General features: G+C 70.1%; 21 protein-coding genes. 6 read left to right on the top strand and 15 right to left on the bottom strand.

Annotated elements, in window-relative coordinates:
• Positions 1-10 precede the first annotated feature (10 nt).
• Entirely contained in the window at positions 11-3,016 is a 3,006-nt protein-coding gene (locus ACGF8B_RS05440; protein WP_392735486.1) for a UPF0182 family protein, read from the bottom strand.
• Positions 3,017-3,153: 137 nt separating this feature from the next.
• Here ACGF8B_RS05440 and ACGF8B_RS05435 point away from each other — a divergent pair, with 137 nt between their 5' ends.
• Positions 3,154-3,714: a PPA1309 family protein gene (locus tag ACGF8B_RS05435; RefSeq protein WP_392735002.1), complete on the top strand. Its 561-nt coding sequence runs from the start codon at positions 3,154-3,156 to the stop codon at positions 3,712-3,714.
• A 31-nt stretch (positions 3,715-3,745) separates the two neighbouring features.
• On the opposite strand, the gene ACGF8B_RS05430 is transcribed toward ACGF8B_RS05435, so the two are convergent.
• The 4 genes from ACGF8B_RS05430 to ACGF8B_RS05415 form a co-directional block, all read right to left on the bottom strand.
• Positions 3,746-4,834: a PDZ domain-containing protein gene (locus ACGF8B_RS05430; RefSeq protein ID WP_392735000.1), complete on the bottom strand. Its 1,089-nt coding sequence runs from the start codon at positions 4,832-4,834 to the stop codon at positions 3,746-3,748.
• Between the two features lie 134 nt (positions 4,835-4,968).
• On the bottom strand, positions 4,969-5,139 hold the full coding sequence (locus ACGF8B_RS05425) for a hypothetical protein (RefSeq protein ID WP_266912420.1): 171 nt from the start codon (positions 5,137-5,139) through the stop codon (positions 4,969-4,971).
• Between the two features lie 127 nt (positions 5,140-5,266).
• Positions 5,267-5,728, bottom strand: a complete 462-nt coding sequence (locus tag ACGF8B_RS05420; protein ID WP_392734999.1) for a molybdenum cofactor biosynthesis protein MoaE — start codon at positions 5,726-5,728, stop codon at positions 5,267-5,269.
• Between the two features lie 120 nt (positions 5,729-5,848).
• The gene (locus ACGF8B_RS05415; protein ID WP_392734997.1) at positions 5,849-6,991 is read right to left on the bottom strand and encodes an SDR family oxidoreductase; all 1,143 of its coding nucleotides are present in this window, start codon (positions 6,989-6,991) and stop codon (positions 5,849-5,851) included.
• Positions 6,992-7,183: 192 nt separating this feature from the next.
• On the opposite strand from ACGF8B_RS05415, the gene ACGF8B_RS05410 reads away from it, so the two are divergent.
• Positions 7,184-8,644 (top strand): zinc-dependent metalloprotease, encoded by a 1,461-nt coding sequence (locus ACGF8B_RS05410; protein WP_392734995.1) that lies wholly within the window; start codon positions 7,184-7,186, stop codon positions 8,642-8,644.
• A complete protein-coding gene (locus tag ACGF8B_RS05405; protein WP_392734994.1) occupies positions 8,641-9,186 on the top strand; it encodes an NUDIX hydrolase in 546 nt (181 codons plus the stop codon). Before ACGF8B_RS05410 ends, ACGF8B_RS05405 begins: the two co-directional genes overlap by 4 nt.
• An 82-nt stretch (positions 9,187-9,268) precedes the next feature.
• Here the strand turns inward: ACGF8B_RS05405 and ACGF8B_RS05400 are convergent, their stop codons facing one another.
• From ACGF8B_RS05400 to ACGF8B_RS05385, 4 genes are all read right to left on the bottom strand, one after another.
• On the bottom strand, positions 9,269-10,024 hold the full coding sequence (locus ACGF8B_RS05400; protein ID WP_259928763.1) for an AIM24 family protein: 756 nt from the start codon (positions 10,022-10,024) through the stop codon (positions 9,269-9,271).
• Between the two features lie 19 nt (positions 10,025-10,043).
• The gene (locus ACGF8B_RS05395; RefSeq protein ID WP_189273532.1) at positions 10,044-10,724 is read right to left on the bottom strand and encodes an AIM24 family protein; all 681 of its coding nucleotides are present in this window, start codon (positions 10,722-10,724) and stop codon (positions 10,044-10,046) included.
• Positions 10,725-10,735: 11 nt separating this feature from the next.
• Positions 10,736-12,412, bottom strand: coding sequence for a TerD family protein (locus tag ACGF8B_RS05390; RefSeq protein WP_392734992.1), 1,677 nt, complete (start codon positions 12,410-12,412; stop codon positions 10,736-10,738).
• A gap of 107 nt (positions 12,413-12,519) precedes the next feature.
• Positions 12,520-13,143, bottom strand: a complete 624-nt coding sequence (locus ACGF8B_RS05385) for a M48 family metallopeptidase (protein ID WP_259928766.1) — start codon at positions 13,141-13,143, stop codon at positions 12,520-12,522.
• A gap of 236 nt (positions 13,144-13,379) precedes the next feature.
• Here ACGF8B_RS05385 and ACGF8B_RS05380 point away from each other — a divergent pair, with 236 nt between their 5' ends.
• Both ACGF8B_RS05380 and ACGF8B_RS05375 read left to right on the top strand, forming a co-directional pair.
• Entirely contained in the window at positions 13,380-14,525 is a 1,146-nt protein-coding gene (locus ACGF8B_RS05380) for a ThiF family adenylyltransferase (protein ID WP_392734991.1), read from the top strand.
• A 41-nt stretch (positions 14,526-14,566) separates the two neighbouring features.
• A complete protein-coding gene (locus ACGF8B_RS05375) occupies positions 14,567-16,057 on the top strand; it encodes an ABC1 kinase family protein (RefSeq protein ID WP_392734989.1) in 1,491 nt (496 codons plus the stop codon).
• Between the two features lie 40 nt (positions 16,058-16,097).
• Here ACGF8B_RS05375 and ACGF8B_RS05370 read toward each other — a convergent pair whose 3' ends face one another.
• From ACGF8B_RS05370 to ACGF8B_RS05350, 5 genes are all read right to left on the bottom strand, one after another.
• Positions 16,098-16,313, bottom strand: a complete 216-nt coding sequence (locus tag ACGF8B_RS05370) for a hypothetical protein (protein WP_392734986.1) — start codon at positions 16,311-16,313, stop codon at positions 16,098-16,100.
• Positions 16,314-16,484: 171 nt separating this feature from the next.
• A complete protein-coding gene (locus ACGF8B_RS05365) occupies positions 16,485-16,808 on the bottom strand; it encodes a hypothetical protein (protein ID WP_392734985.1) in 324 nt (107 codons plus the stop codon).
• Between the two features lie 32 nt (positions 16,809-16,840).
• Positions 16,841-17,209, bottom strand: a complete 369-nt coding sequence (locus ACGF8B_RS05360; protein ID WP_124716511.1) for a WhiB family transcriptional regulator — start codon at positions 17,207-17,209, stop codon at positions 16,841-16,843.
• Between the two features lie 173 nt (positions 17,210-17,382).
• Positions 17,383-17,718 carry a hypothetical protein gene (locus tag ACGF8B_RS05355; protein ID WP_392734983.1) on the bottom strand — a complete coding sequence of 112 codons (336 nt, stop codon included), beginning with the start codon at positions 17,716-17,718 and terminating at the stop codon, positions 17,383-17,385.
• 165 nt (positions 17,719-17,883) lie between these two features.
• Positions 17,884-20,079 carry an ATP-dependent DNA helicase UvrD2 gene (locus ACGF8B_RS05350; RefSeq protein WP_392734981.1) on the bottom strand — a complete coding sequence of 732 codons (2,196 nt, stop codon included), beginning with the start codon at positions 20,077-20,079 and terminating at the stop codon, positions 17,884-17,886.
• Positions 20,080-20,546: 467 nt separating this feature from the next.
• On the opposite strand from ACGF8B_RS05350, the gene ACGF8B_RS05345 reads away from it, so the two are divergent.
• Positions 20,547-20,801 (top strand): mycoredoxin, encoded by a 255-nt coding sequence (locus ACGF8B_RS05345; RefSeq protein ID WP_124716514.1) that lies wholly within the window; start codon positions 20,547-20,549, stop codon positions 20,799-20,801.
• Positions 20,802-20,894: 93 nt separating this feature from the next.
• Here the strand turns inward: ACGF8B_RS05345 and nudC are convergent, their stop codons facing one another.
• Positions 20,895-21,842 carry an NAD(+) diphosphatase gene (gene nudC, locus ACGF8B_RS05340; RefSeq protein WP_259928770.1) on the bottom strand — a complete coding sequence of 316 codons (948 nt, stop codon included), beginning with the start codon at positions 21,840-21,842 and terminating at the stop codon, positions 20,895-20,897.
• Between the last annotated feature and the right edge of the window lie 43 nt (positions 21,843-21,885).

The following is a 21,885-nucleotide window of genomic DNA, read 5'->3' as shown; positions in this document are numbered from 1 at the left end:
ACCGGGTTACTCAGCCACCGCTGTCGGCGTTGACCGGCTTGTCTCTCTTGTCTGCGCTGTCGGCGCCGTCGGCCTTGTCTGCGCCGTCGGCCTTGTCGGCACCCGCCTTGTCGGCACCGTCCGACTTGTCCGAGCCGCCCGCGCCGTTCTCGCTGCCCGGCTTCGGCTGAGCGGCCGCCGCACGCTGGAGCGCGTCCTGCAGGTCCGCCTGGGCCTTGCCGTAGGCGGCCCAGTCCTGCTCCTTGAGGGCCGCCTCGCCCTCCGAGTAGGCCTTCTGCGCGTCAGCGATCGCCTTCTTCAGCGCCGCGTCACCGGTGGCCGGCGGCTGGGTGGTGCCCGGTGGCCTGGTGGTGTCCGGCGGCTGGGTGGTGCCGGAGTCCGTCACCCCGAAGACCGCGTTGAGCGCCTCCCCGAGACTGTTCTCGAAGACGGTCTTCGACCCGTACGAGGCGGCGACCTTGCGCAGCAGCGGATAGTTCTGCGTGCCACCGCGCGTGTACACCGGCTCGATGTAGAGGAAGCCACCCTCCAGCGGCACGGTCAGAAGATTGCCGTACTCGATGTCGGAGTCGGTCCCCTTCAGGTTCCTCACGAACTCGGCGACGTCGTCGTTGCCGTTGAGCTCACTCTGTACCTGTCCCGGGCCCTTCACCGTGGTGGTGACTCTCAGCAGCCTTATCGTGCCGTAGTCCTTGCTGGCCGCATCGGCGTCCACCGCCATGAACGCCCCGAGGTCGGGCCGCCCCTTCGGGGTGAAGGTCGTCGTCAGCGAGAACTTCTGAGCGTCCTGGTCCGGCATCTTTATGCTCAGGTAGTACGGCGGGACGGCGCCGGACTCCTTGTTGGTCGGGTCGTCCGGGACCTGCCACGCGTCACTGCCGCTGTAGAACTGCGCGGGGTTCGTGACGTGGTAGCGGGTCAGCAGTTCGCGCTGCACCTTGAACAGGTCCTGCGGGTAGCGCAGGTGGTCCATGAGCTGCTTCGGGATGTCCGCCTTGGGTTCCACGGTCCCCGGGAACGCCTTGCGCCAGGTCTTGAGGACCGGGTCCTCGGTGTCCCACTCGTAGAGCTTGACCTTGCCGTCGTAGGCGTCGACGGTGGCCTTCACCGAGTTGCGGATGTAGTTGACCTGGTTCTGCTGGGCGACGACCGCACGCTGGTTGGTGGTCAGCGAGTCGGCCGTGGTGTCACCGAGCGTCGTACGGGAGGCGTACGGGTAGCCGTTGGTGGTGGTGTACGCGTCGACGACCCACTGGATGCGGCCGTTCACCACGGCCGGGTAGGCGTCGCCGTCGATGGTCAGCCACGGGGCGACCGCCTCGACGCGCTCCTTGGGCGTGCGGTTGTAGAGAATCCGCGAGCCCTCGCCGATGGCTCCCGAGTAGAGGATCTGCGGCTCGCTGAACGAGACCGCGTACGCGGCGCGGTTGAACGCGTTGGAGAGACTGACCCCGCTGTCGCCCTTGTAGCTGGTGGTCTTCTCGCCGTCCTCCTCGTAGTCGAGCTCCTTCTGGGGCCCTCCGACGATGGAGTACTGCTCGGTCTTCTCGCCGTAGTAGATCTGCTGCTCGTACTCGGGGAACTCACCCGACGTCGGCAGCCCGGACTCGGTGAAGTCCGGGGAACCCTTCGGGTTCTTGCCCGTCGTCGTGCCCCGGGCCGCGATGGCGCCGTAGCCGTGGGTGTAGGTGAAGTGGTCGTTGATCCAGTTGCGCTTGGGGATGCCTTCGAGGTTGAGCTCGCGCAGACCGATGACCGTGTCCTGGTCCTTGCCTGCGGCGTCCTTGTAGCGGTCGACATCCAGTGTCTTGGGGAACTGGTAGTAGTTCCTCTTCTGCTGGAGCTGCTGGAAGGCCGGGGAGACGACGTTGGGGTCCATCACCCGGTAGCTGGCGGCGTCGTTCGCGCTGGCGCGCAGCTTGGTGTCGTCGTCCGTCGTGCTCTTGCCGGAGTAGTCGTCGACCTTGGCGTCGTCGATGTCGTACGCGTCACGCGTCGCTTCGATGTTCTTCCGGATGAACGGGGCTTCCTTGGCCTGCTCGTTCGGCTGGACCTGGAACTTCTGCACGATCGCGGGGTACAGCCCGCCGATCAGGATCGCCGAGAGCACCATCAGGCCGAAGCCGATGACCGGGAGCTGCCAGGTGCGGCGCCAGAGCGTCGCGAAGAACAGCACGGCGCAGATCGCGGCGATGCAGAACAGGATGGTCTTCGCCGGCAGGTAGGCGTTGGCGTCGACGTACCGCAGGCCCGTCCAGTTGTCCGTGGCCTTGAAGTCGCTGGACTTCACGGCCAGGCCGTACCGGTCGAGCCAGTACGCCACGGCCTTCAGCGAGACGAAGACGCCGAGCAGCACCGAAAGATGCCCGGTGGCCGCGCCCGTCGCGCGCGCTCCGGGGCTGGTGATGCGCAGCCCGCCGTACAGGTAGTGGGTCATCGCGGCGGCGATCAGCGAGAGCACCGTGGCCGCGAAGCCGAAGCCCAGCAGGAAGCGGTACCAGGGCAGATCGAAGGCGTAGAAGGACACGTCCAGGTGGAACTGGGGGTCCTTCTGCCCGAACGCCACGCCGTTCACGTACATCAGCCAGGTACGCCACTGGCCGGAGGCGGATGCTCCGGCGATCAGACCGACGAGCGCGGTGATCGCGAGCAGCACCCACTTCTTGTGCGGGGCGAGGCTCATCCGGTAGCGGTCCAGGCTCTGCTGTTCCAGCGACATCGCGCTCAGCGGCGGCCGGAGCCGGTGCGCGAGCCAGATGTTCAGGCCGACGGCGACGGCCATCAGCAGTCCGAAGACGAGGAACAGCCCGATCTTGGTCCACAGGGTGGTGGTGAAGACGGATGAATACGCGACCGACCGGTACCACAGCCAGTCAGTCCAGAACCCGGCGAACATGACGAACGCCATGGCGAGAACCGCCAGGACGCCCAATGTCATGAGCAGGGTACGGGCACGCCGGGACGGGCGGCCGACTCTGATCCGTGGCCCGGTCGGGCCTCCGCCGCGGTCCGGCATCTGGAAAGCCAACGTGCGCACCTCGAAGTTCGCGGGTCGTGTGGAGCGGGCCCAGCGATCGTAGAGCCCACCTATGCAACTTACTGAGGCTTTACCTAGTTCCCGTTCCCGGGGCGGAAGGAGGCAGGATATTGGCCATGTCCAACGTTTCCCCCTCAGGCCCCCCGATGGCCGCCAGTCCGCTCACCGTCGCCGTGCTCGAAATCGACGAGTACATCTCCGGCCTCGGCTGGGACCAGCCGGCCCGGCTCTTCGCCCTGGTCGACACCGCCAGGCTACGGGTCCAGGAGCCCGGTCTCGCCGCCCAGCTCGGCCTGGACAGCTCCGAATCCCCGACTGCCGCACTGACCCCCATCGAGCAGGACGAGCTGCCGCCGGGCACCGCCCTGGACGAGTTCCTCGCCACGATCGCCTGGCCCGACGCGGTGATCGGATGCGCGATGACGGTGGAGCGGCTGATGCTGCCGCCGTCCGCCGAGGCCTCCGTGCCCGAGGGGCTCAGCGACGCCCAGCTGACCAAGTGGGTCGCCAAGCACCCGGAGCGTCAGGAGGTGCGGATGACCGTGGCGGTCCTCCGGGACGGTACGCGTGAGTCGGCCGTACGGCTGCGCGCGAAGGACACCCCGAGCGAGGTGCGGACCGGCGCCGGTCTGGTACCCGGCCTGGCCGACGCGCTGGCCGCGACCTTCGAGGCCTGACCTCCCGGCGTCTCCCCCGCAGGGGGCGCGGTCAGCCTGCCGAGCAGCTCGGCAGTCCGGCCGTGTCCCCCGCCTTGATCTTCTCCAGCGACTTCTTCGCGTCGTCGATCGTCTTCACCCGCACCAGCGTGAGTCCGCTCGGGGTGTCGGAGGCGGCGGCCCTGCAGTTCTCGTCCGGCGTCAGGAAGTACCTGGCGCCCGCGTTGCGCGCGCCGACCAGCTTCATGTTGATGCCGCCGATCGGGCCGACCTTGCCCTTGTCGTCGATCGTGCCGGTGCCCGCGATGAACTTGCCGCCCGTGAGCTTGCCCGGGGTCAGCTTGTCGATGATGCCCAGCGAGAACATCAGACCGGCGCTCGGGCCGCCGACATCGGCGAGCTTGATGTCGATCCGGAACGGGAACGTGTGGTCCGTCCCGGCCTGGATGCCGACGATCGCGCGGTCCTCCTTGGGTGCCTTCGCCGTAGTGATGACGATCTTCCGGCTGCCCTCGGGCTCCTTGCCCGCCTTCTCGGCGGCCTCCGCCGTCTTGGCCGGGACGACCGTGAAGGTGACCTTCTGGCCGGGGTCGCGGCGGGTGACGAGCTTCGCGACGTCCTCGGGCTGCTCGACGGGCGCGCCGTCGACCTGCTTGATCACGTCGCCGGCGTGCAGCTTGCCCTGGGCGGGGCTGCCCTTGACGACCGTGGAGACCACGACGCGCGAGGTCACCGGGATCTTCAGCTCGGTCAGCGCGGCGACCTTGGCGCTCTCCTGGGACTGGCTGAACTCCTCGGCGTTCTCCTGCGTCGACTGCTGCTCGGTCTTGCCGTCCGGGTAGAGGGTGTCGTGCGGCACGACCAGGCTGTCGTGGGCCAGCCAGCCGTAGACGGACTCGACGAGATTCATGCTGTAGTCGGCACCGGTGACCCTGACCGTCGTCATGTTGAGGTTGCCGGAGGTCGGGTACGTCTTGTGCCCGGAAATCTGCAGGACGGGTTCGCCGCCGACCTCGCCGAGGGTGTTCACGGTCGGACCGGGAGACATCTCCGAATACGGCACTTTGATCAGCACGCCTGCGCAGAGCAGCGCGATGAGGACCAGTGTGGAGGCGAGCATCGTCGCGGTGCGGCGTGGCATGGAACGACAGTACGGGAAGGGTCTGTCAGTGCACCGCCGGGGCCGGTCCGTGCGAGGCGGGAATCCGGGCGCGGGCTGTGCCGGCAGCCGGAGCCACGATGCGGATCGGCGACTGCGTACGCGCGAGCAAACGTTCAGACGACGTCGGAACCGGAGTGCGGCTTCTCCATCGCCTCGCGGAACCTGGCATAGCCGGCGAGCTCGGAGACATCGCCGGTCGTTCGATTGCGGGTGGCCCAGCTTCCCCATATCGCGGCACCGAACGCAGCGAAAAGCGGAATCAGCAACCAGGCAAGTGCTGCCATTACGACCTCCCTACCCATGAGCGACCGCAACTGACCGATCAGCAGATTAACCGTCTGGACAACCAACGCTCACGGCAGGGGTGGGGTTACGCAAATCGGACCGGACGGCCTACCGGCCCGCTTGTGCTCAGCAGGCGCCGACCCATTCCTCGGTACCGTCCGAGAAGCGCTGGTGCTTCCAGATCGGGACCTCGTGCTTGAGGTCGTCGATGAGCTTCCGGCAGGCCGCGAACGCCTCGGCGCGGTGCGGGCAGGAGACGGCGACGATCACCGCGAGATCGCCCACTTGGAGGTCACCCACCCGGTGGACGGCGGCCAGCGCCCGGACCGGGAAATTCGCGACGACCTTCTCGGCCACCCGGCGCATCTCGTCCTGCGCCGAGGGGTGGCAGGAGTACCCGAGCGCGCCGACGTCCTGCCCTGAGTCGTGGTTGCGCACCGTACCGACGAAGAGCGCCGTGCCGCCCGCCGCGTCGTCCCCGACGGCCCGGAAGACCTCGTCGACGGAGAGCGGGGTGTCGCGAATCTCCAGCAGCCGGACGGGATCGCCCGCCGCCCGCTCGCCGGGGTGGTCATAGGTGGGAGCCATGAGACCCATGGTGCCGCACGGCGCAGACAAGGCGGAATTGCGTTTTCCACCGGCGGGCCGCCCCTGGCCTTGGAGCCTTCTACAGAAGCTCCCGCTCGGGCGGTCCCCGCCGGTCGGCCCTCAGATGCGGCGGCGGGCCTTGCGGGCGCGGCGGACCAGGGCGGCGGTGCCGAGCAGCGCCACGGTCGCACCGGCGGCACCGGCCGCGGTGGCGTCCTTGCGGCCGAGACGGCGTCCGGCGACGGTGTGCCTGCCCTCGACCTCTTCGAGGAGCGCGGCAAGCACTTCCTCGTTGGTCCACGCCGGGCGCCAGCCCACGTCGTGCAGCCGGCTCACGCTGACCACCCAGGGGTGCATCGTGTACGCCAGATCACCCGCCGGGGACGGGGTGAGGCCGATCCGGTGCAGCCTGGCGGCGGCGCCCAGGGCCACCGCGGAAGGCAGCTCCATCCGCCGTACGCCGCTGAGCTCCTCGACCTCCTCCTGCTCCAGCCAGCCGTCGCAGCCGACCGCGAACTCGCCGTCGATCTTCTCCAGTGCGGCGTACTCCAGGGCCGTGACCAGGTCGTCGACGTGGCAGAACTGCCAGGTCGGACGCGATCCGGCGACGACCAGGAGGCGCGGCGACTCGAAGTAGCGGGTCAGCGCGGTGTCCGTACCGCCGACCAGGACGGTGGGCCGGACCACGGTCACGTTGAGTCCGGGGTGGGCGCGGGGCGCGCGGCGGCCGAGTCGCTCGATCTCCAGGAGGTCGCCGACACCGGTGGCCTCCGCAGTGGCGCGCAGCTCGGCGTCCTCGGCGAGCGGGACGTCGTTGTCGGGCAGCGCCCCGTAGACCATCGCCGATGTGCACAGCACGACACGGTGGACGCCGACGGCCGCGGCGGCCGTCAGCACCGTCTGGGTGCCGCGCACGTTGTAGGCGGTGCGGGCGGCGGGGTCGGTCTCCAGGTCGAGATCGAGCGCGAGATGCACCACGACATCTGCGCCGCGCAGCTTCTCCGCGATGGCGGGGTCGCGTACGTCGAGGATGTGCCAGGTCGCCTCGGAGACCTCACCTCGGCGTTCATCGATGGCGATGACCTGCTTGATCTCCTCGGATGCCGCGAGGCGCGCGGTGAGCAGCTCGCCCACGCCCCCTGCCGCACCGGTGACCGCGACGACGGGGCCGCGGTTCTTGGAGCGGTTCTTTTCTGGTTTGTTCTCGGTCGAGGGGGCGGACAGGTTTCGCGCTGCGCGAACCTGAGGATCTGGGGAACTCACCGGGCGTCTCCAGCGGTTGTCTTCAGTACGTACCCGAATGACGCGTGCGTACCAGGTGGCGTCCATCCTGCCGCAGGCCGGGAGCCGGCGGAGCACTGAGGCCCTAAGCGGACTTTTGGTGTCTACGCTGGATGGTGATGTCGGGCAGTCGCCGTCGGTTCGAGCCGACGGCCCTACGAGCCGAGGAAACCCGTGAGTGACACCCCATTCGGATTCGGCCTTCCGCCGGAGGAGCCGGAGAACGGCGACGAGGGCAAGAAGAAGGACCCCACCGGAGGTGGGCAGGGTTCGGGCGGGCCTGCGAACCCGTTCGGCTTCGGGCCCGGCGCGGGCGGGGACAACCCGTTCGCGGCGATGTTCGGCACGATGAACCCCAATGACCTGGGCGCCGCCTTCCAGCAGCTCGGCCAGATGCTGAGCTACGAGGGCGGTCCCGTGAACTGGGACATGGCCAAGCAGATCGCCCGCCAGACGGTCTCGCAGGGCACACCGGACGGCACGAAGGACGCCAGCGTCGGCCCGTCCGAGCGGTCCGCGGTGGACGAGGCGCTGCGCCTGGCCGATCTCTGGCTGGACGGCGTGACGTCGCTGCCCTCCGGTTCGGTCTCGACCGTGGCGTGGAGCCGTGCGGAGTGGGTCGAGGCGTCCCTTCCCGCCTGGCAGAAGCTGGTCGACCCGGTGGCGGAGCGCGTCGGTCTCGCGATGGGCGATGTGCTGCCCGAGGAGATGCAGGCCATGGCGGGCCCGCTGATCGGCATGATGCGGTCGATGGGCGGCGCCATGTTCGGCCAGCAGATCGGGCAGGCCGTCGGGGTGCTGGCGGGCGAGGTGGTCGGTTCCACCGACATCGGCCTGCCGCTGGGCCCGGCGGGCAAGGCCGCGCTGCTGCCGCTGAACGTGGAGCGGTTCGGCAAGGACCTCAGCGTGCCGCAGGACGAGGTACGGCTGTACCTCGCGCTGCGCGAGGCCGCGCACCAGCGTCTCTTCGCCCACGTCCCGTGGCTGCGCTCGCATCTGTTCGGTGCCGTCGAGGGCTATGCGCGCGGCATCAAGGTCGACACCAGCAAGCTGGAGGACGTGGTCGGCCAGTTCGACCCGTCGCAGCCCGAGCAGCTCCAGGACGCCCTTCAGCAGGGCATGTTCCAGCCGGAGGACACCCCGGAGCAGAAGGCCGCCCTGGCCCGGCTGGAGACGGCTCTCGCGCTGGTCGAGGGCTGGGTGGACGCCGTGGTGCACGAGGCCGCGAAGTCCCGTCTGACCTCGGCGGACGCGCTGCGCGAGACGATGCGCAGGCGCCGTGCCTCCGGCGGTCCCGCCGAGCAGACCTTCGCCACGCTCATCGGTCTCCAGCTGCGCCCGCGGCGGCTGCGTGACGCCTCGCGCCTGTGGGCCTCGCTCACCGACGCCCGCGGTCTGGACGGGCGCGACGCCCTGTGGGAGCACCCCGACATGCTGCCCACGGCCCAGGACCTGGACGATCCGGACGGCTTCGTGCACCACGAGCAGCTGGACTTCTCCGAGCTGGACAAGATGCTCGGCGAGGCCGCGAAGGGCCCGCAGAAGCCCGCCGCGGACACGGACGACAAGGGCCCGGCCGACAGCGCGGAGACCGAGGACCGCAAGGACGACGGCAAGGGCGACAGCGACCGGTGAGCCTGTACGACGACGCCGTTCTCGTCCTGAAGGGGTACGAGAGCCCGGATCCGGCCCAGGGTGAGCTGCGCCAGGGCTATCTCGGCCATCTGGCACAGCACCCCGACGCCATGTGGAAGGCCTGCGGGGCCGGCCATCTGACGGCCAGCGCGCTGGTCGTCGACCCGGAGCGCGGCCGGGTGCTGCTCACCCTGCACCGCAAGCTTCGGATGTGGCTCCAGATGGGCGGTCACTGCGAGCCCCAGGACGAGTCGCTCGCCGACGCGGCGCTGCGGGAGGCGGCCGAGGAGTCCGGCATCACCGGCCTGACCCTGCTCGGTGGCGGCCCGGTGAGGCTGGACCGCCACCCGATCCCCGCGCCCTGCCACTGGCACCTGGACGTGCAGTACGCGGCGCTGGCACCCTCCGGGGCTACGGAGCAGATCAGCGAGGAGTCGCTGGACCTGCGCTGGTTCGCCTACGACGAGGTCGCCTCGGTGGCCGACACCTCGGTCGTACGGCTGATGGAGCGGACCCGTGCCGAGCTGGAGCGGCGCCGGTAGGAACCTCCCTGCGAACACGGGTGAGGGGCGGTCTCCGCGGAGACCGCCCCTCACCCGTGTTCGCTTGCCGCTGCGCGGTGGTTCAGTTCCAGGAGTTGTTCTGGTTCTGACCGTGGGCGCCCTGCTGGCCCATGCCGAACTGGGCGCGGACGCCCTGGCCGATCTCGTGGTTCTGCGGGGGCAGCACCTCGCTCGGCTGCACCAGGGCGAAGCCCTGGCCGAGGAAGCTGAGCTCCCAGCCCTCGCCGGTGTTCCCGCGCCGCCGCCAGACGCCCGAGGAGTGCGTCTGGGCCTGCATCTGCACCCGCAGCGAGCTGGACCAGGCGACGATCGCGTCGGCGTCGGCGTTGACGTACTTGTCGGGCGTGACCTGCATCATCAGCGGCTGGCCGGAGGTCATCAGGGCGACCTTGCCGGTGCCGGAGATGTTGAGCTGGTACTTCCCGGTGCCCGAGATACCGTACTGGCTGTCCACCGCGATGACCTCGGTGTGCAGCGAGGAGTCCAGTGCCAGTACATAGGCGCTGTCCACCGTGATGCCGTCGTGGTCGACGTCCACGACGTGGATGTACTGCGCGAGGTTGGCGAGGTAGACGGTGCCCTGCCCGGAGCAGCGCATCAGGTCGAGGCCCTCACCGGTGCTCGCGCGGGCGCGGCGCTGTCCGTGCGACTGGTACTCGCCGTCGAACTCCATCAGCCCCTGGTACGCGACCATGGCGCCCTTGCGGGCGAGGACGTCGTCGTGGCCGGTCAGCGAGACCCGCAGGAGCTGCGGGTTCTGGACGGTGTACCGGTCCTGGGACTGCTGTTCGGTGTAGCTGAAGAGCGGACTCTGCATGGTGTGTTCTCCTCCCCCGTCAGTTCCGGACGCGCAGGCGGTCGGTACTGTCCTCGCTCGGCTGTACGACGACGATGCCCTGGCCGGAGAACGCCATCTGGTACGCCTCGCCGCTGCCCCGCCCTATGAGCGAGGAGGCCTTGAAGCTGCGCTTGCCCTTCACCTTGAGGTTCGGGGACCACGCCACGAGGGCGTCCGGGTCGACGTAGGTCTCGTCCTCGCCGCGTCCGCAGTCGACGACGATCGGTGTGCCGCGCGAGGTGATCGCGACCCAGCCGGTGCCCGAGATGCAGACGTTCCACAGGCCCTGGCCGGCGAACTTGGCGAGGCCCTTGACCCGCTCCACGCCCCAGGTGAGATGACCGTCGAAGGCCAGGACATTGGTGCCGTTGACCGAGAGGGAGTCGTTGTTGAGGTTGATGACGACCACATCGGCGCCGTAGTCGGCGAGGTAGAGCAGCCCGTCGCCGGAGCACTTCATGATCGGTGCGCCCTCGCCGGTGATCCACTGGGAGGCGATCTGCCGGACGGCGGGCGGGTTGGGTTCGTACTGGATGAAGCCCTCGTACGCGACCATCGAGCCGGTACGTGCGTAGAGGTCCTGGCCGGTGGCCATGGCGACCTTGAGCATCGTGCGGCCGTGGTTCTCCATACGGGCCGTGACGGGGGTCGGGGCGTAGCCCGCGAGCTGCTGGTTCATGACGGACTCCCTCAGACCTCGTAGGGCTGGACGACGATGAAGTTGCCGGGAGCGCCCCGGAACTGGAGGTTCACGGTCTCCCCGCTGTGTCCCGGGTACGCGTTGCGGCGCAGCCGGACCTGGCTGGAGATGATCACCTGGGACGCGGCCGACCAGGCCACGACGGCGTTGCAGTCGGCGAAGGTGGTCGGCGTGACCGGCAGGACGACGGGGACGCCGTGGGTCTTGACGATGACCGTGCCGGTGCCCTGGAACTGCATGGTGAACAGGGCGCCGCCGGGGATGCCGTGGCCCTCGATCCGGCGGACCTCGTGCTGCAGCGACTCGTCGAAGGCGAGGACGTTCTCCGCCGAGACGCAGATGCCGTCGCCCTGGAGCTCGATGGCGTGCAGATGGGAGCCGTCCTCGGCGAGGAAGACCTGTCCGCGGCCACTGCAGCGCATCAGCTGCATCTCCTGGCCGGTGGCGTTGCCGACGATACGGCCGGCGAAACCGGCGCCCTTGTATCCGAAGTCGACCTTGCCCTGATACATCACCATGCTGCCCTGGCGGGCGAGCACCGGCGTACCGCCCATGGTGAGGTCGACCCGCATGAGCTGCTGGTTCTGCGGGGTCCAGCGCTGACCGGTGGGCGTCTCCTTGTACGGCTGGAGCGCCGCCTGGAGACCGGCACCGGCCTGCGGAACACCTTGCGGCACGCCCTGGGGCATACCGGGCGGCTGCATCCCCGGCGGCTGCATGCCGGGGGGCTGCATGCCGGGGGGCTGCTGACCGTACGGAGCCGGGGCCTGCTGACCGTACGGGCCGGGGGGCTGCTGACCGTACGGGGCGGCGGCGGGGACCTGGCCGGGGACCTGCCCGAACTGCGGCTGCTGGGGCGGCTGCCCGTAAGGAGCGGGGGCGGGGGCGGGCGGCGGCACCATGCCGCCCTGCGGTGCCAGCGGCGCCGCCATCGTCGGCGCGGCGTGCATCTGCTGCTGCGGCGTGGGCGGCGGGGCCGGGGCGGACGGAGCACCGAAGGACGGAGCCGGCTGCGGGGGCTGGGGCGCCTGCGGCGCGGGCGGGGCCCCGAAGGACGGGGCGGGGGCCGGTGCGGATGCCTGCGCCGGCGGGGCGAACGAGGGCGCCGCGGCCTGCGGCTGAGGTGCGGCGGGCTCCTCCTCGGCGACCTCGCCGCCGAAGTTCTTCAGCAGCGCGTCGAGGCCGCCGTCGAAGCCCTGACCGACCGCGGCGAACCGCCAGACGTCCTTCAGGTAGAAGTCGCCCAGCATCACCGCGCGCTCGGTGGTGAACTCCGAACCGTTGAAGGCGTACCTGACGACTTCCTCGCCACCCGCGACGATCCGGATGTATCCGGGGCCGACCTGGGACATCTGTCCGGCCCCGTCGACCGTCGCGGTGAACGACAGCTTGTGGATGTGCGCCGGAACGCGGTCCAGGGTGACGCGGAACGACTCGGTGTCGCCGGCCTGGGCACCGAGGAGCTGAATGGACTCCTCGGGTGATTTAGGCTGATTGAAGAAGATGAAATACCGGTCGTCGGAGAGCTGCTCATTGGCGTCGAGGCCGAAGCAGCTGATGTCAAAGGTCAGTCCCTGACCGGCGATCTGCACACCTACGTACAGATCCGTCCCCGGCGTGAGATCGCTGATCTTGGCCTTGTGGCCGCGTTGGAATTCCCTGGCCATGCGTAACGACCGTCCCCCATCCCGAATGTGAATGCGTCGCGCCAGGCTAACCGCAAACTCCGACATCGAGCTAAGTCGGTACACACCCGGTACAGAATCGGTGGACGTCACTCACCGCGCGCGGCGGGCAGCTGGGGCAGCCGGTCGGCCGCCACCACTCCCTCCAGGTAGCCACGCGCCCGCTCGGTACGCGGGTACGCCTCCAGCAGCCGCCAGAAGCGCGGGCCGTGACCGGGAACCAGCAGGTGGGCCAGCTCGTGGACCAGCACGTAGTCGACGACGTACTCGGGCATGCCCTGCAAGCGGTGCGACAGACGGATGCTGCCCTCCGCCGGTGTGCAGGACCCCCAGCGGGTGTTCTGGTTGGTCACCCACCGCACCGATGCGGGCCTGGCCCGGCCCTCGAAGTACTGGGCGGACAACCGCTCGGCGCGCTCGGCGAGTTCGCTGTCGCCGAAGACGCGTCTGCTCTCCTGCGCCGCGAGCTTGTCGAGCATCACGTTCACCCAGCGCTGCTCCTCGGCCTCCGACATCCGGGCCGGGATGAGCACGATGGTGCGGTCGCCCTCCCGGTACGCGGAGACCGTTCTGCTGCGGCGGTTGCTCCTGCGGACCTCGACCGCGCTCGTTGCCGAGGCGCGGGGCGGACGGTCCGTCGCGCTGCGCTGCTGGGTTCCGGCACTGCGCGCGGGGGTCTCCCCGGCGATTCCGGGGGACGGGTCGGCGGGCACGCCACGACGTTACCCGGTGGCGGCGGGGGAAGTCCCGTCTCCGGACGGTTCACGCTTGATCCAGTCCATGGCATGCACCATTTGAACGACTAATACCCCATGCCTGTGGATAACTTTCTGCACGCTTCGGCGCGGGACTGCATTCTGGCAACGGATCTCCCGACGATCACGGGCAGCGGCCCGCGAGCGGGGATCAGGGAACCGCGAAGATCAAGGAACTCAGACCGGGGGTCGCCGTGCATCCGATGTTGAAGCCCGCACTGCGCCGCGCATGGCGCGGCCAGGGCACCGTGCAATTCGGCGTGACTCGCGCCCATGCCGTGAAGTTCGGCCCACTGGATATCGCCACGGGCTGTTTTCTGGAACTGCTCGACGGAACACGCGGTCTCCCACTGCTGCGCGAGGAGGCCCGCGCACTGGACCTGTCGGGCCATCAAGTGGAGATCTTGGTGCACAGGTTGATGAACGCGGGACTGATCGACGACGTACGGGCCGCCGGTCCGGAGGCCGACGCGTTACGGAACAGGCCGGGCGCCCTGGACCGGCACCGCCCCGATCTGGCATCGCTCTCCGTCGTCCATCCCGAACCGGGCGGCGGTATGCGGCGGCTGGCGGCCCGTCGGGCGATGCGGGTCCAGGTGCGGGGTGCGGGACGGGTCGGTGCCGCGATCGCGGCGGTGCTGTCCGGGTCCGGGGTGGGCCGGGTGGAGGTTCTGGACGGCGGGCACACCGAGCCGTGCGACATCTCACCCGGCGGGCTTCCGCCGGCGTCCGTCGGGGAGCGCAGGGACACCGCCGCCCGGCAGTTGGTGCGCAGATCCGCCGCAGGGCCGGCTCCCCGGGCGGCGGAGACCGCGGGCTCCCCGGCCGGTGGCGAGCCGGGTCTGTCGCTGATCGTGATGGCCCCTCGCGACGGCTTCACCGCCTACGTCCCCGACCCCCGTGCGGCCGACCCGTGGATCGCGTCGGGAACGCCTCATCTGTACGCCGGAGTGATGGAGGCGACGGGGTTCGTCGGCCCCCTGGTCCTGCCCGGGGGTACGGCCTGCGCCGGATGCCTGGCGCTGGACCGCGCGGCCGGGGACGAGGACTGGACGAGGATGCTGTCCCAGTGGCAGTCCGGGCGGCGAACTGCCGTGCAGGCCTGTGACCTGGGGCTGGCGACGGCGGTCGCGGGGCTCGCGGCGGCCCATGCGCTGTCCTTCCTGGACGGCGAACTGCCCGCGAGCACGGGGACCCGCTGGGAGGCCGCACTGCCGCTGTTGGACTGGCGGGCCGAGCGGTTGAGGCCTCACCTCGGCTGTTCCTGTGGAGCGGCTGGGCACACTGACCGGGAGGGCTCCTCCGGGACCGGAGCGAAGCAGGACACAATGGCCGGGTAACCGCCGCACGCGGTACGGCAGTCTGGGATTTGGAGGGGCTCATGTCTGATCTACCCCGGAAAGCGGTCACCCGCACCGCCAAGTTGGCCGCCCTGCCTCTGGGCTTCGCCGGCCGTGCCACGTGGGGTCTGGGCAAGCGGATCGGCGGGAGATCGGCGGAGCTGGTCGCCAGGGAGGTGCAGCAGCGCACCGCGGACCAGTTGTTCAAGGTCCTCGGCGAGCTGAAAGGCGGGGCGATGAAGCTCGGGCAGGCCCTGTCCGTCTTCGAGTCGGCCCTGCCCGAGGAGGTCGCCGGACCGTACCGCGCGGCGCTCACCAAGCTCCAGGAAGCCGCACCGCCCATGCCCAGCGGTACCGTGCACACGGTGCTGGCGGAGCGGCTGGGTGAGGACTGGCGGGAGTTGTTCCTCGAATTCGAGGACAAGCCGTCGGCCGCCGCCTCGATCGGCCAGGTGCACCGGGCGGTCTGGCACGACGGTCGCGACGTCGCGGTGAAGGTGCAGTATCCGGGCGCGGGCGAGGCACTTCTCTCGGACCTGACCCAACTCAGCAGATTCGCCCGCCTGCTCGGCCCGCTGATTCCCGGGATGGACATCAAACCGCTCATCACGGAGCTGCGCGACCGGGTCTCGGAGGAACTGGACTACGAGCAGGAGGCGGGCTCGCAACGGGATCATGCCGAGGAGTTCGCGGACGATCCGGACGTCGTGATCCCCGGCGTGGTGCACCAGTCCGACCAGGTGCTGGTGACGGAGTGGATGGACGGTGTCCCGCTGTCCGAGGTGATCACGGAGGGCACACCGGAGCAGCGGGACCGGGCGGGGCAGCTGCTGGCGCGCTTCCTCTTCTCGGGGCCCGCGCGCACCGGCCTGCTGCACGCGGACCCCCATCCGGGCAACTTCCGGCTGCTGCCTCCGGACGAGGGGACCGGCGAGGACGGTCAGTGGCGGCTCGGAGTGCTGGACTTCGGGACGGTCGACCGGCTGCCGGGCGGTCTGCCGCAGACCATCGGGGACTCACTGCGGCTGACGCTGGCGGGCGAGGCGGAGGCGGTGTACGAGCTGTTGCGCGAGGAGGGGTTCGTCAAGGACACGATCGACCTCGACCCGGACGCGGTGCTCGGCTATCTCCTTCCGATCATCGAGCCGGCGCAGGTGGAGGAGTTCACGTTCACCCGGAGCTGGATGCGCAATCAGGCGGCGCGTATCGCGGATCCCCGCTCCCCCGCCCACCAGCTCGGCAAGCAGCTGAATCTGCCGCCCGCCTATCTGCTGATACACCGGGTGACGTTGAGCACGATCGGCGTGCTGTGCCAGCTGGGTGCGACGGTGCGGCTGCGCGACGAGCTCGAATCCTGGTTGCCGGGCTTTCTGCCGGAGGACGAGCAGGTGCAGGAGCCCGCCTTGCGGGAATGCAAGGTGCGGGAGCCCGCGGTCCGGGAACCCGAGATGCAGGAGGCCGCGGTCCGGGAACCCGAGATGCAGGGGCCCGCGGTGCAGGAATTGGCGGGAGACGCGTCTCTGGGAGCGTAGGTCCGGAGTTGCGTGGCCGGGGGTCCTGGCTCCGGGCAGGTCACCACCAGGCGGAGTCCAGCCTGCTCTCGATCGACCTGATGTGGGTGCGGGCGCACTCTTCGCAGAAGTACTGGCGTCTGCCGTTCTCCACGGAGCAGATCCAGGTCGGCGGTGCGGTCTCGCTCTCGGCGGAGCTGCCGCACAGGGTGCAGGTGACGACCGCGGCGTCGCTCTGCGCGGGTCGCCGGATCCGGTGCTGGGTCTCCTCGTCCACCTCGTGACGATAACTCCGTCGCCGCCGCTTCGCTCGGCGCCACCGCACAGCACGACCGCGGGGCCGGTCCGTTTCGGACCGGCCCCGCGGAAGGGGTACTGACTGTGGGTACTGGGTGCTGCCGGGCAGAGCGGCTGCCCGGCAGCGGGTACTGCTGGTGTGCGGCCCGGCTCAGTGCATGACGGCCATGGCCAGCGCCCGGCGGGCGCGCATCGAAGCGCGCTCGGCCCGGCGCTGCATACGGCGCGCGTTGACCAGGCGTACCGCCAGGCGCTCCGTGTCGGCCTCCCTCATGCGGTCGTGCATATGAGCACGAGCCAGGGCTTCTGGGATGAGTTGCATCTCGCGGGTCCTGTTCTGACGCGAGTCGTTCGCGCCGATGATCTTGACGTTCGGTGTTGCGGAGCCGACGGGCTCATTCGTGGGGACGGACATTGCTGCCTGATTTCGGGGATCGTGGGTGTGGGGACGGTCGATGGTGCCGATGCGCTTCATGGGTTTGGGGGCCGTGGCCCCCAGTCCGGCGATCACGCCGCGACCGGGTTCTTGCGCGGACGACCACGCGGCCGCTTGCGAGCGACGACGACGCCCTGGATGAAGAGCTCACCGCCCCAGACGCCCCACGGCTCGCGACGCTCCTTGGCGCCGGCGAGGCAGGCCTCGACGAGCGGGCAGGTGCGGCAGAGGGACTTGGCGTACTCGACGTCGGCGGGCGACTCCGCGAAGAAGACCTCCGGGTCGTAGGAGCGGCACGGGACGGGCACGCCGAGGTTCTCGATGGCGTCGTCGAGTGCGGTGAGCGCAGTGAGGGGGAACAAGGTGGAGTCCTCCGTGAGGCCGGGCGGCGGGATCGTGTCGGAAGGCGGTACGGACGGGGCGTGCGCTTCGAGTTGCACGGTGGGTGGTGTCCTCGTCTGGTCGTTCCGGCCTGTTGGCCGGGTGGCGGCTGGTACCGGGTGTTGCTTGTCCCGAGGCTCCTTCGCGCTGTCTCGTCCGTTCGGACAAAACAAAAGGGCCGCGGATCCCGAGTGGGGTTCCGCGGCCCTGAAGGCGCCGGCCTGATGGTGAATCAGGCTGGATCACTCCAGGGTTCAGGCCCACGGAAGGCCCACATCGTGTGGTGCTGCATCGTCTGCTTCTTGGCGCCGGATTCCGCTCCCGCACCGACGGCCGCAAAGGCATAGGCCTGGGCCTGTCCCTTCGCTACTGCTGCTGCCGGTGCCTGAGCCGGTCGCTCATTGCGCTCCCGCACGGGGAGGCTCGCCGGGGACAGCGGACGTGCGGCAGAGATGCCGGACAGACCGGTGCCACGGAGCGAGGACTCGGAAGAGCGGGTGAGGCCGAGCGAGCAGGCGGAGACGACCGAGAGATCGGTCATTTTGTTGGTCTCGATGATGCTGATCACTTCAATCGCCTCCTCTCGGCGTCTCGGGCGGACCGGCGGGCCGGTCCTACGTATTCGGATAAGTACAGCACAGGACCAGGGCTTCAGAGAAGTCGCTGTTCCCGTGGTTAAGAACCTATGGTGATGACTGGGGCAGGCGCAAACTATTTTTTCGACGAGTTCTTCTCACATCTCGTCAGCTGCCTGTCCGAGCACCTCCTCAACCGTCTCACCTGCGCAAATGGCCAGGACGGCGGTACCGAACCGGCCCAGCTTCCGCGCGCCGACGCCGGAAATCACCGCCAGTTCGCCCTCGCTGCCCGGTACGGCCTCGGCGATCGCCATCAGCGTCTTGTCCGTGAACACGCAGAAGGCGGGCTGGCCGATCTCCTTCGCCCTGACCTCACGCCAGTCGCGCAGCCGCTCGTACAGCGCCTCGTCCATGTCGGAGGGGCAGTCCTCGCAGCGCATCAGCTTCATCTCGCCGGCGTCGGTGAGGGTCCTGCCGCAGACCCGGCACCGGGCGGGGCCGCGACGGCCGCGCTTGGCGACCGGTCCCGCCGCGCCCCGCTCGATCCCGCCGCCGCCGGCCGTGCCGCGCGCACCGAGGGGTGCCGAGCCGGGGCGCAGACCGTTGAGGAAGCGGCTCGGGCGCCGTCCGGCGCGGCCGCCGGGCGAACGGGACAGCGACCACGACAGCGAGAGGTGGAGGCGGGCCCGGGTGACGCCGACGTACAGCAGCCGGCGCTCCTCCTCGATCTGCTCGTCGGTCCTGGCGTAGGTGATCGGCATCATGCCCTCGGTCAGGCCGACCAGGAACACGGCGTCCCACTCCAGGCCCTTCGCGGAGTGGAGCGAGGCGAGGGTGACGCCCTGGACCGTGGGGGCGTGCTGGGCGGCGGCCCGCTCGTCGAGCTCCGCCACCAGGTCGGAGAGGGTCGCGCCCGGCTTGGCCCGTTCGAAGTCCTCGGCGAGCCGGACCAGGGCGGCCAGCGACTCCCAGCGGTCGCGCACCGCTCCCGAACCCGCGGGGGGCTCCTGGGTCCAGCCCTTGGTGGAGAGCACCGCGCGCACCTCCGCGGGCAGCCCCTCCGCGTCGTCGAGCAGGGAGTCGTTGCCCCCGGCGCGGGCGGCGCCGCGCAGGGCGACTCCGGCCTCGCGCACCTCGGCCCGTTCGAAGAACCGCTCCGCGCCCCGCAGCTGGTACGGCACGCCCGCGTCCGCCAGGGCCTGCTCGTAGACCTCGGACTGGGAGTTGATCCGGTAGAGCACGGCGATCTCGCCGGCCGGGACTCCCGCGGCGATCAGATCGCGGATCCGGCGGGCGGTGCCCTCGGCCTCCGAGGGCTCGTCCGCGTACTCCGTGTAGGCGGGCTCGGGGCCGGGCTCGCGCTGCGAGACCAGTTCGAGCCGGTGCTCGGCGGCGCGGCCGCGGGCCTGGCCGAGCAGACCGTTGGCCAGGTGGACGACCTGGGGGGTGGAGCGGTAGTCCCGGACCAGCTTGACCACGGTCGCGCCGGGGTGGCGGGTGCGGAAGTTCAGCAGGTGGTCGGGGGTGGCTCCGGTGAAGGAGTAGATCGTCTGGCTGGCGTCGCCGACGACACACAGGGTGTCCCGGTCGCCGAGCCAGAGGTCCAGCAGCCGCTGCTGGAGCGGGCTGACGTCCTGGTACTCGTCGACGACGAAGTGCTGGTACTGGCGGCGGACGTGGTCGGCGATGTCGTGGCGGTCCTGGAGGATGGCGACGGTGAGGAGCAGCACGTCCTCGAAGTCGATCACCGACCGGTCGCGCTTCAGCTCCTCGTACGTCGCGTAGATCTGGGAGATCTCGGCCGGATCGCGCGGGGCGTCGCGCTGGGTCTTCGCGACCACGGCCGGGTAGTCGCCGGGCACGGTCTGGGTGACCTTGGACCACTCGATCTCGCTGGTGACGTCGCGCAGCTCGTTGCGGTCGAGGCGGATGCGGCAGCGGGCCGCGGCCTCGGCGACCAGCTGGACCTTGCGCTCCAGCAGCCGGGGCAGGTCGCCGCCGACCGCTTTCGGCCAGAAGTACTGGAGCTGGCGCAGGGCAGCGGAGTGGAACGTCCGGGCCTGGACCCCTCCCGCGCCGAGCTGGCGCAGCCGTCCGCGCATCTCACCGGCGGCCCGGTTGGTGAACGTGACGGCGAGCACACTCGTGGGCTGGAGTATCCCGGCGCGCACCCCGTACGCGATGCGATGGGTGATCGCGCGCGTCTTGCCCGTACCGGCTCCGGCCAGCACACACACCGGGCCGTGCAGGGCCGTGGCGACCTCGCGCTGCTCGGGGTCCAGGCCGCCGAGCACGGCGTCGGCCGACTCGGGGACCTGAGGGAAGCGGGAGGAATGCGTTGCTGCTGTCACCCCGCCATGCTGCCAGGTCGGGCGAGGCGGACGCGGAGGTTGTCCACAGGGGAGGCGTATCTGTCGTACTAATCCGCGGTGACCTCGGCCTGCTCCGCGGTGACCTGGGCATCCACCCGCGAACCGGCTCCCGGTCGGCCGGGACGTCGGCGGTACGGGGCGATTCCGGTGCGGGACGGCGACGGTCCGGACAGCGGTACGGGACGGCGGCGGTACGGGCCGATGCCCGATGCGGAACGGCGACGCGCGGGACGACGGCGGTGCCGGTGCCGTTCCGGGCGGCGGTGGCGGGAATGGTGGTTGCCTCGCGTACGTTCCTCTTCCGTGCGGTGACGCACGGTCCGGCTTGTCCGCGTGACGGATGTCTCCGCGTGCCGGATGAGACGGACAGGGTCGGACGGGTTCGGACGGGTTCGGACGAGACCGGGAAGACCGACGAGACAGACGAGACAGAGGAGCGCCTAGACATGTCGGGCACTGTGACGATGTACAGCACCACGTGGTGCGGCTACTGCCGCCGGCTCAAGGGCCAGATGGACCGCGAGGGCATCGCGTACACCGAGATCAACATCGAGCAGGACCCGCAGTCCGCGGCCTTCGTCGAGAAGGCCAACGGGGGCAACCAGACCGTTCCCACCGTTCTCGTGGTCGGTGACACGGGTGCCGAGGCCGTCATGACGAACCCGTCGCTGGCTCAGGTGAAGCAGGCGCTCGCCGCCTGATCCCCGGCGCTCCCGCGTACGGCGACGCCCCCTCCGGTCGAGCACCGGAGGGGGCGTCCGCGTACGGGCCGGGGTCGTCGGCCCACTCGGGCGTCAGCCGACGCTGCCCGGCTTCGGGAGCGGCTTGCCGTACCAGAGCTCGATCAGGCGCGCCGCGATCGAGATGCCGTACGGGGGCAGGATCTCGCCCGATTCGAAGGCGGCCTTCAGGTCCTCGCGGGAGAACCAGCGGGCCTCCTCGATCTCCTCGCCGTCCACATTGATCTCGGACGAGGTGGCCCGGGCCATGAAGCCGAGCATCAGGCTCGACGGGAACGGCCAGGGCTGGCTGGCGATGTACTCGACCTCGCCGACCGTGACCCCCGCCTCCTCGAACACCTCGCGCGCCACGGACTGCTCGATCGACTCCCCCGGCTCGACGAAGCCGGCGAGCGTCGAGAAGCGGCCCTCGGGCCAGTGCACCTGGCGGCCCAGCAGGGCGCGGTCCTGGTCGTCGGTCACGAGCATGATCACCGCGGGGTCGGTGCGCGGGTAGTGCTCGGCGCCGCAGGCCGGGCAGCGGCGGATGTGGCCGGCCGCCGCGATGACCGTGCGTTCGCCGCAGCGGGAGCAGAAGCGGTGCAGGCGCTGCCAGTTCTCCAGGGCCACCGCGTGCACCATCAGCCCCGCGTCGCGCGGGCCGAGCAGCAGACCGGCCTCGCGCAGCCCGGCCGGGCGGGCCGGCTGGTCCATGCGGCCGGGCAGGGAGTCCTTCTGGAGCGCGAAGTAACTGACGCCGTCCTCGTCGGTGCCGAGGAAGTAGCGGTGGGTCTCGGTGACCGGGGCCTCGAAGGCCGGGGTCATGACGATCTCCGTGCCGCCGTCGGCGGTGTCGTCGATCAGCACCTGGCCGCCGGAGACGACGAACACGCGGGTGGTCGGGTGGCTCCACGCGGCGGACAGCCATGCCTCGTCGAGGCGGTGGTGCGCGGCGCGGTCGATGCCGCTGGGCGCGGTGAGACCGATGGGCCGGTCTGCGGTGGCGTTGTCGAAGGTGCTCACAGGTGCTTCCTACTCCCCCGGGATGGATCGGGTGTTCAGAGGA

This window comes from Streptomyces sp. NPDC047917, from assembly GCF_043204345.1.
Lineage (GTDB): Bacteria > Actinomycetota > Actinomycetes > Streptomycetales > Streptomycetaceae > Streptomyces > Streptomyces sanglieri.
Note: the sequence above shows the minus strand (reverse complement) of the source record. Positions and strands in the feature narration are given on the sequence as shown.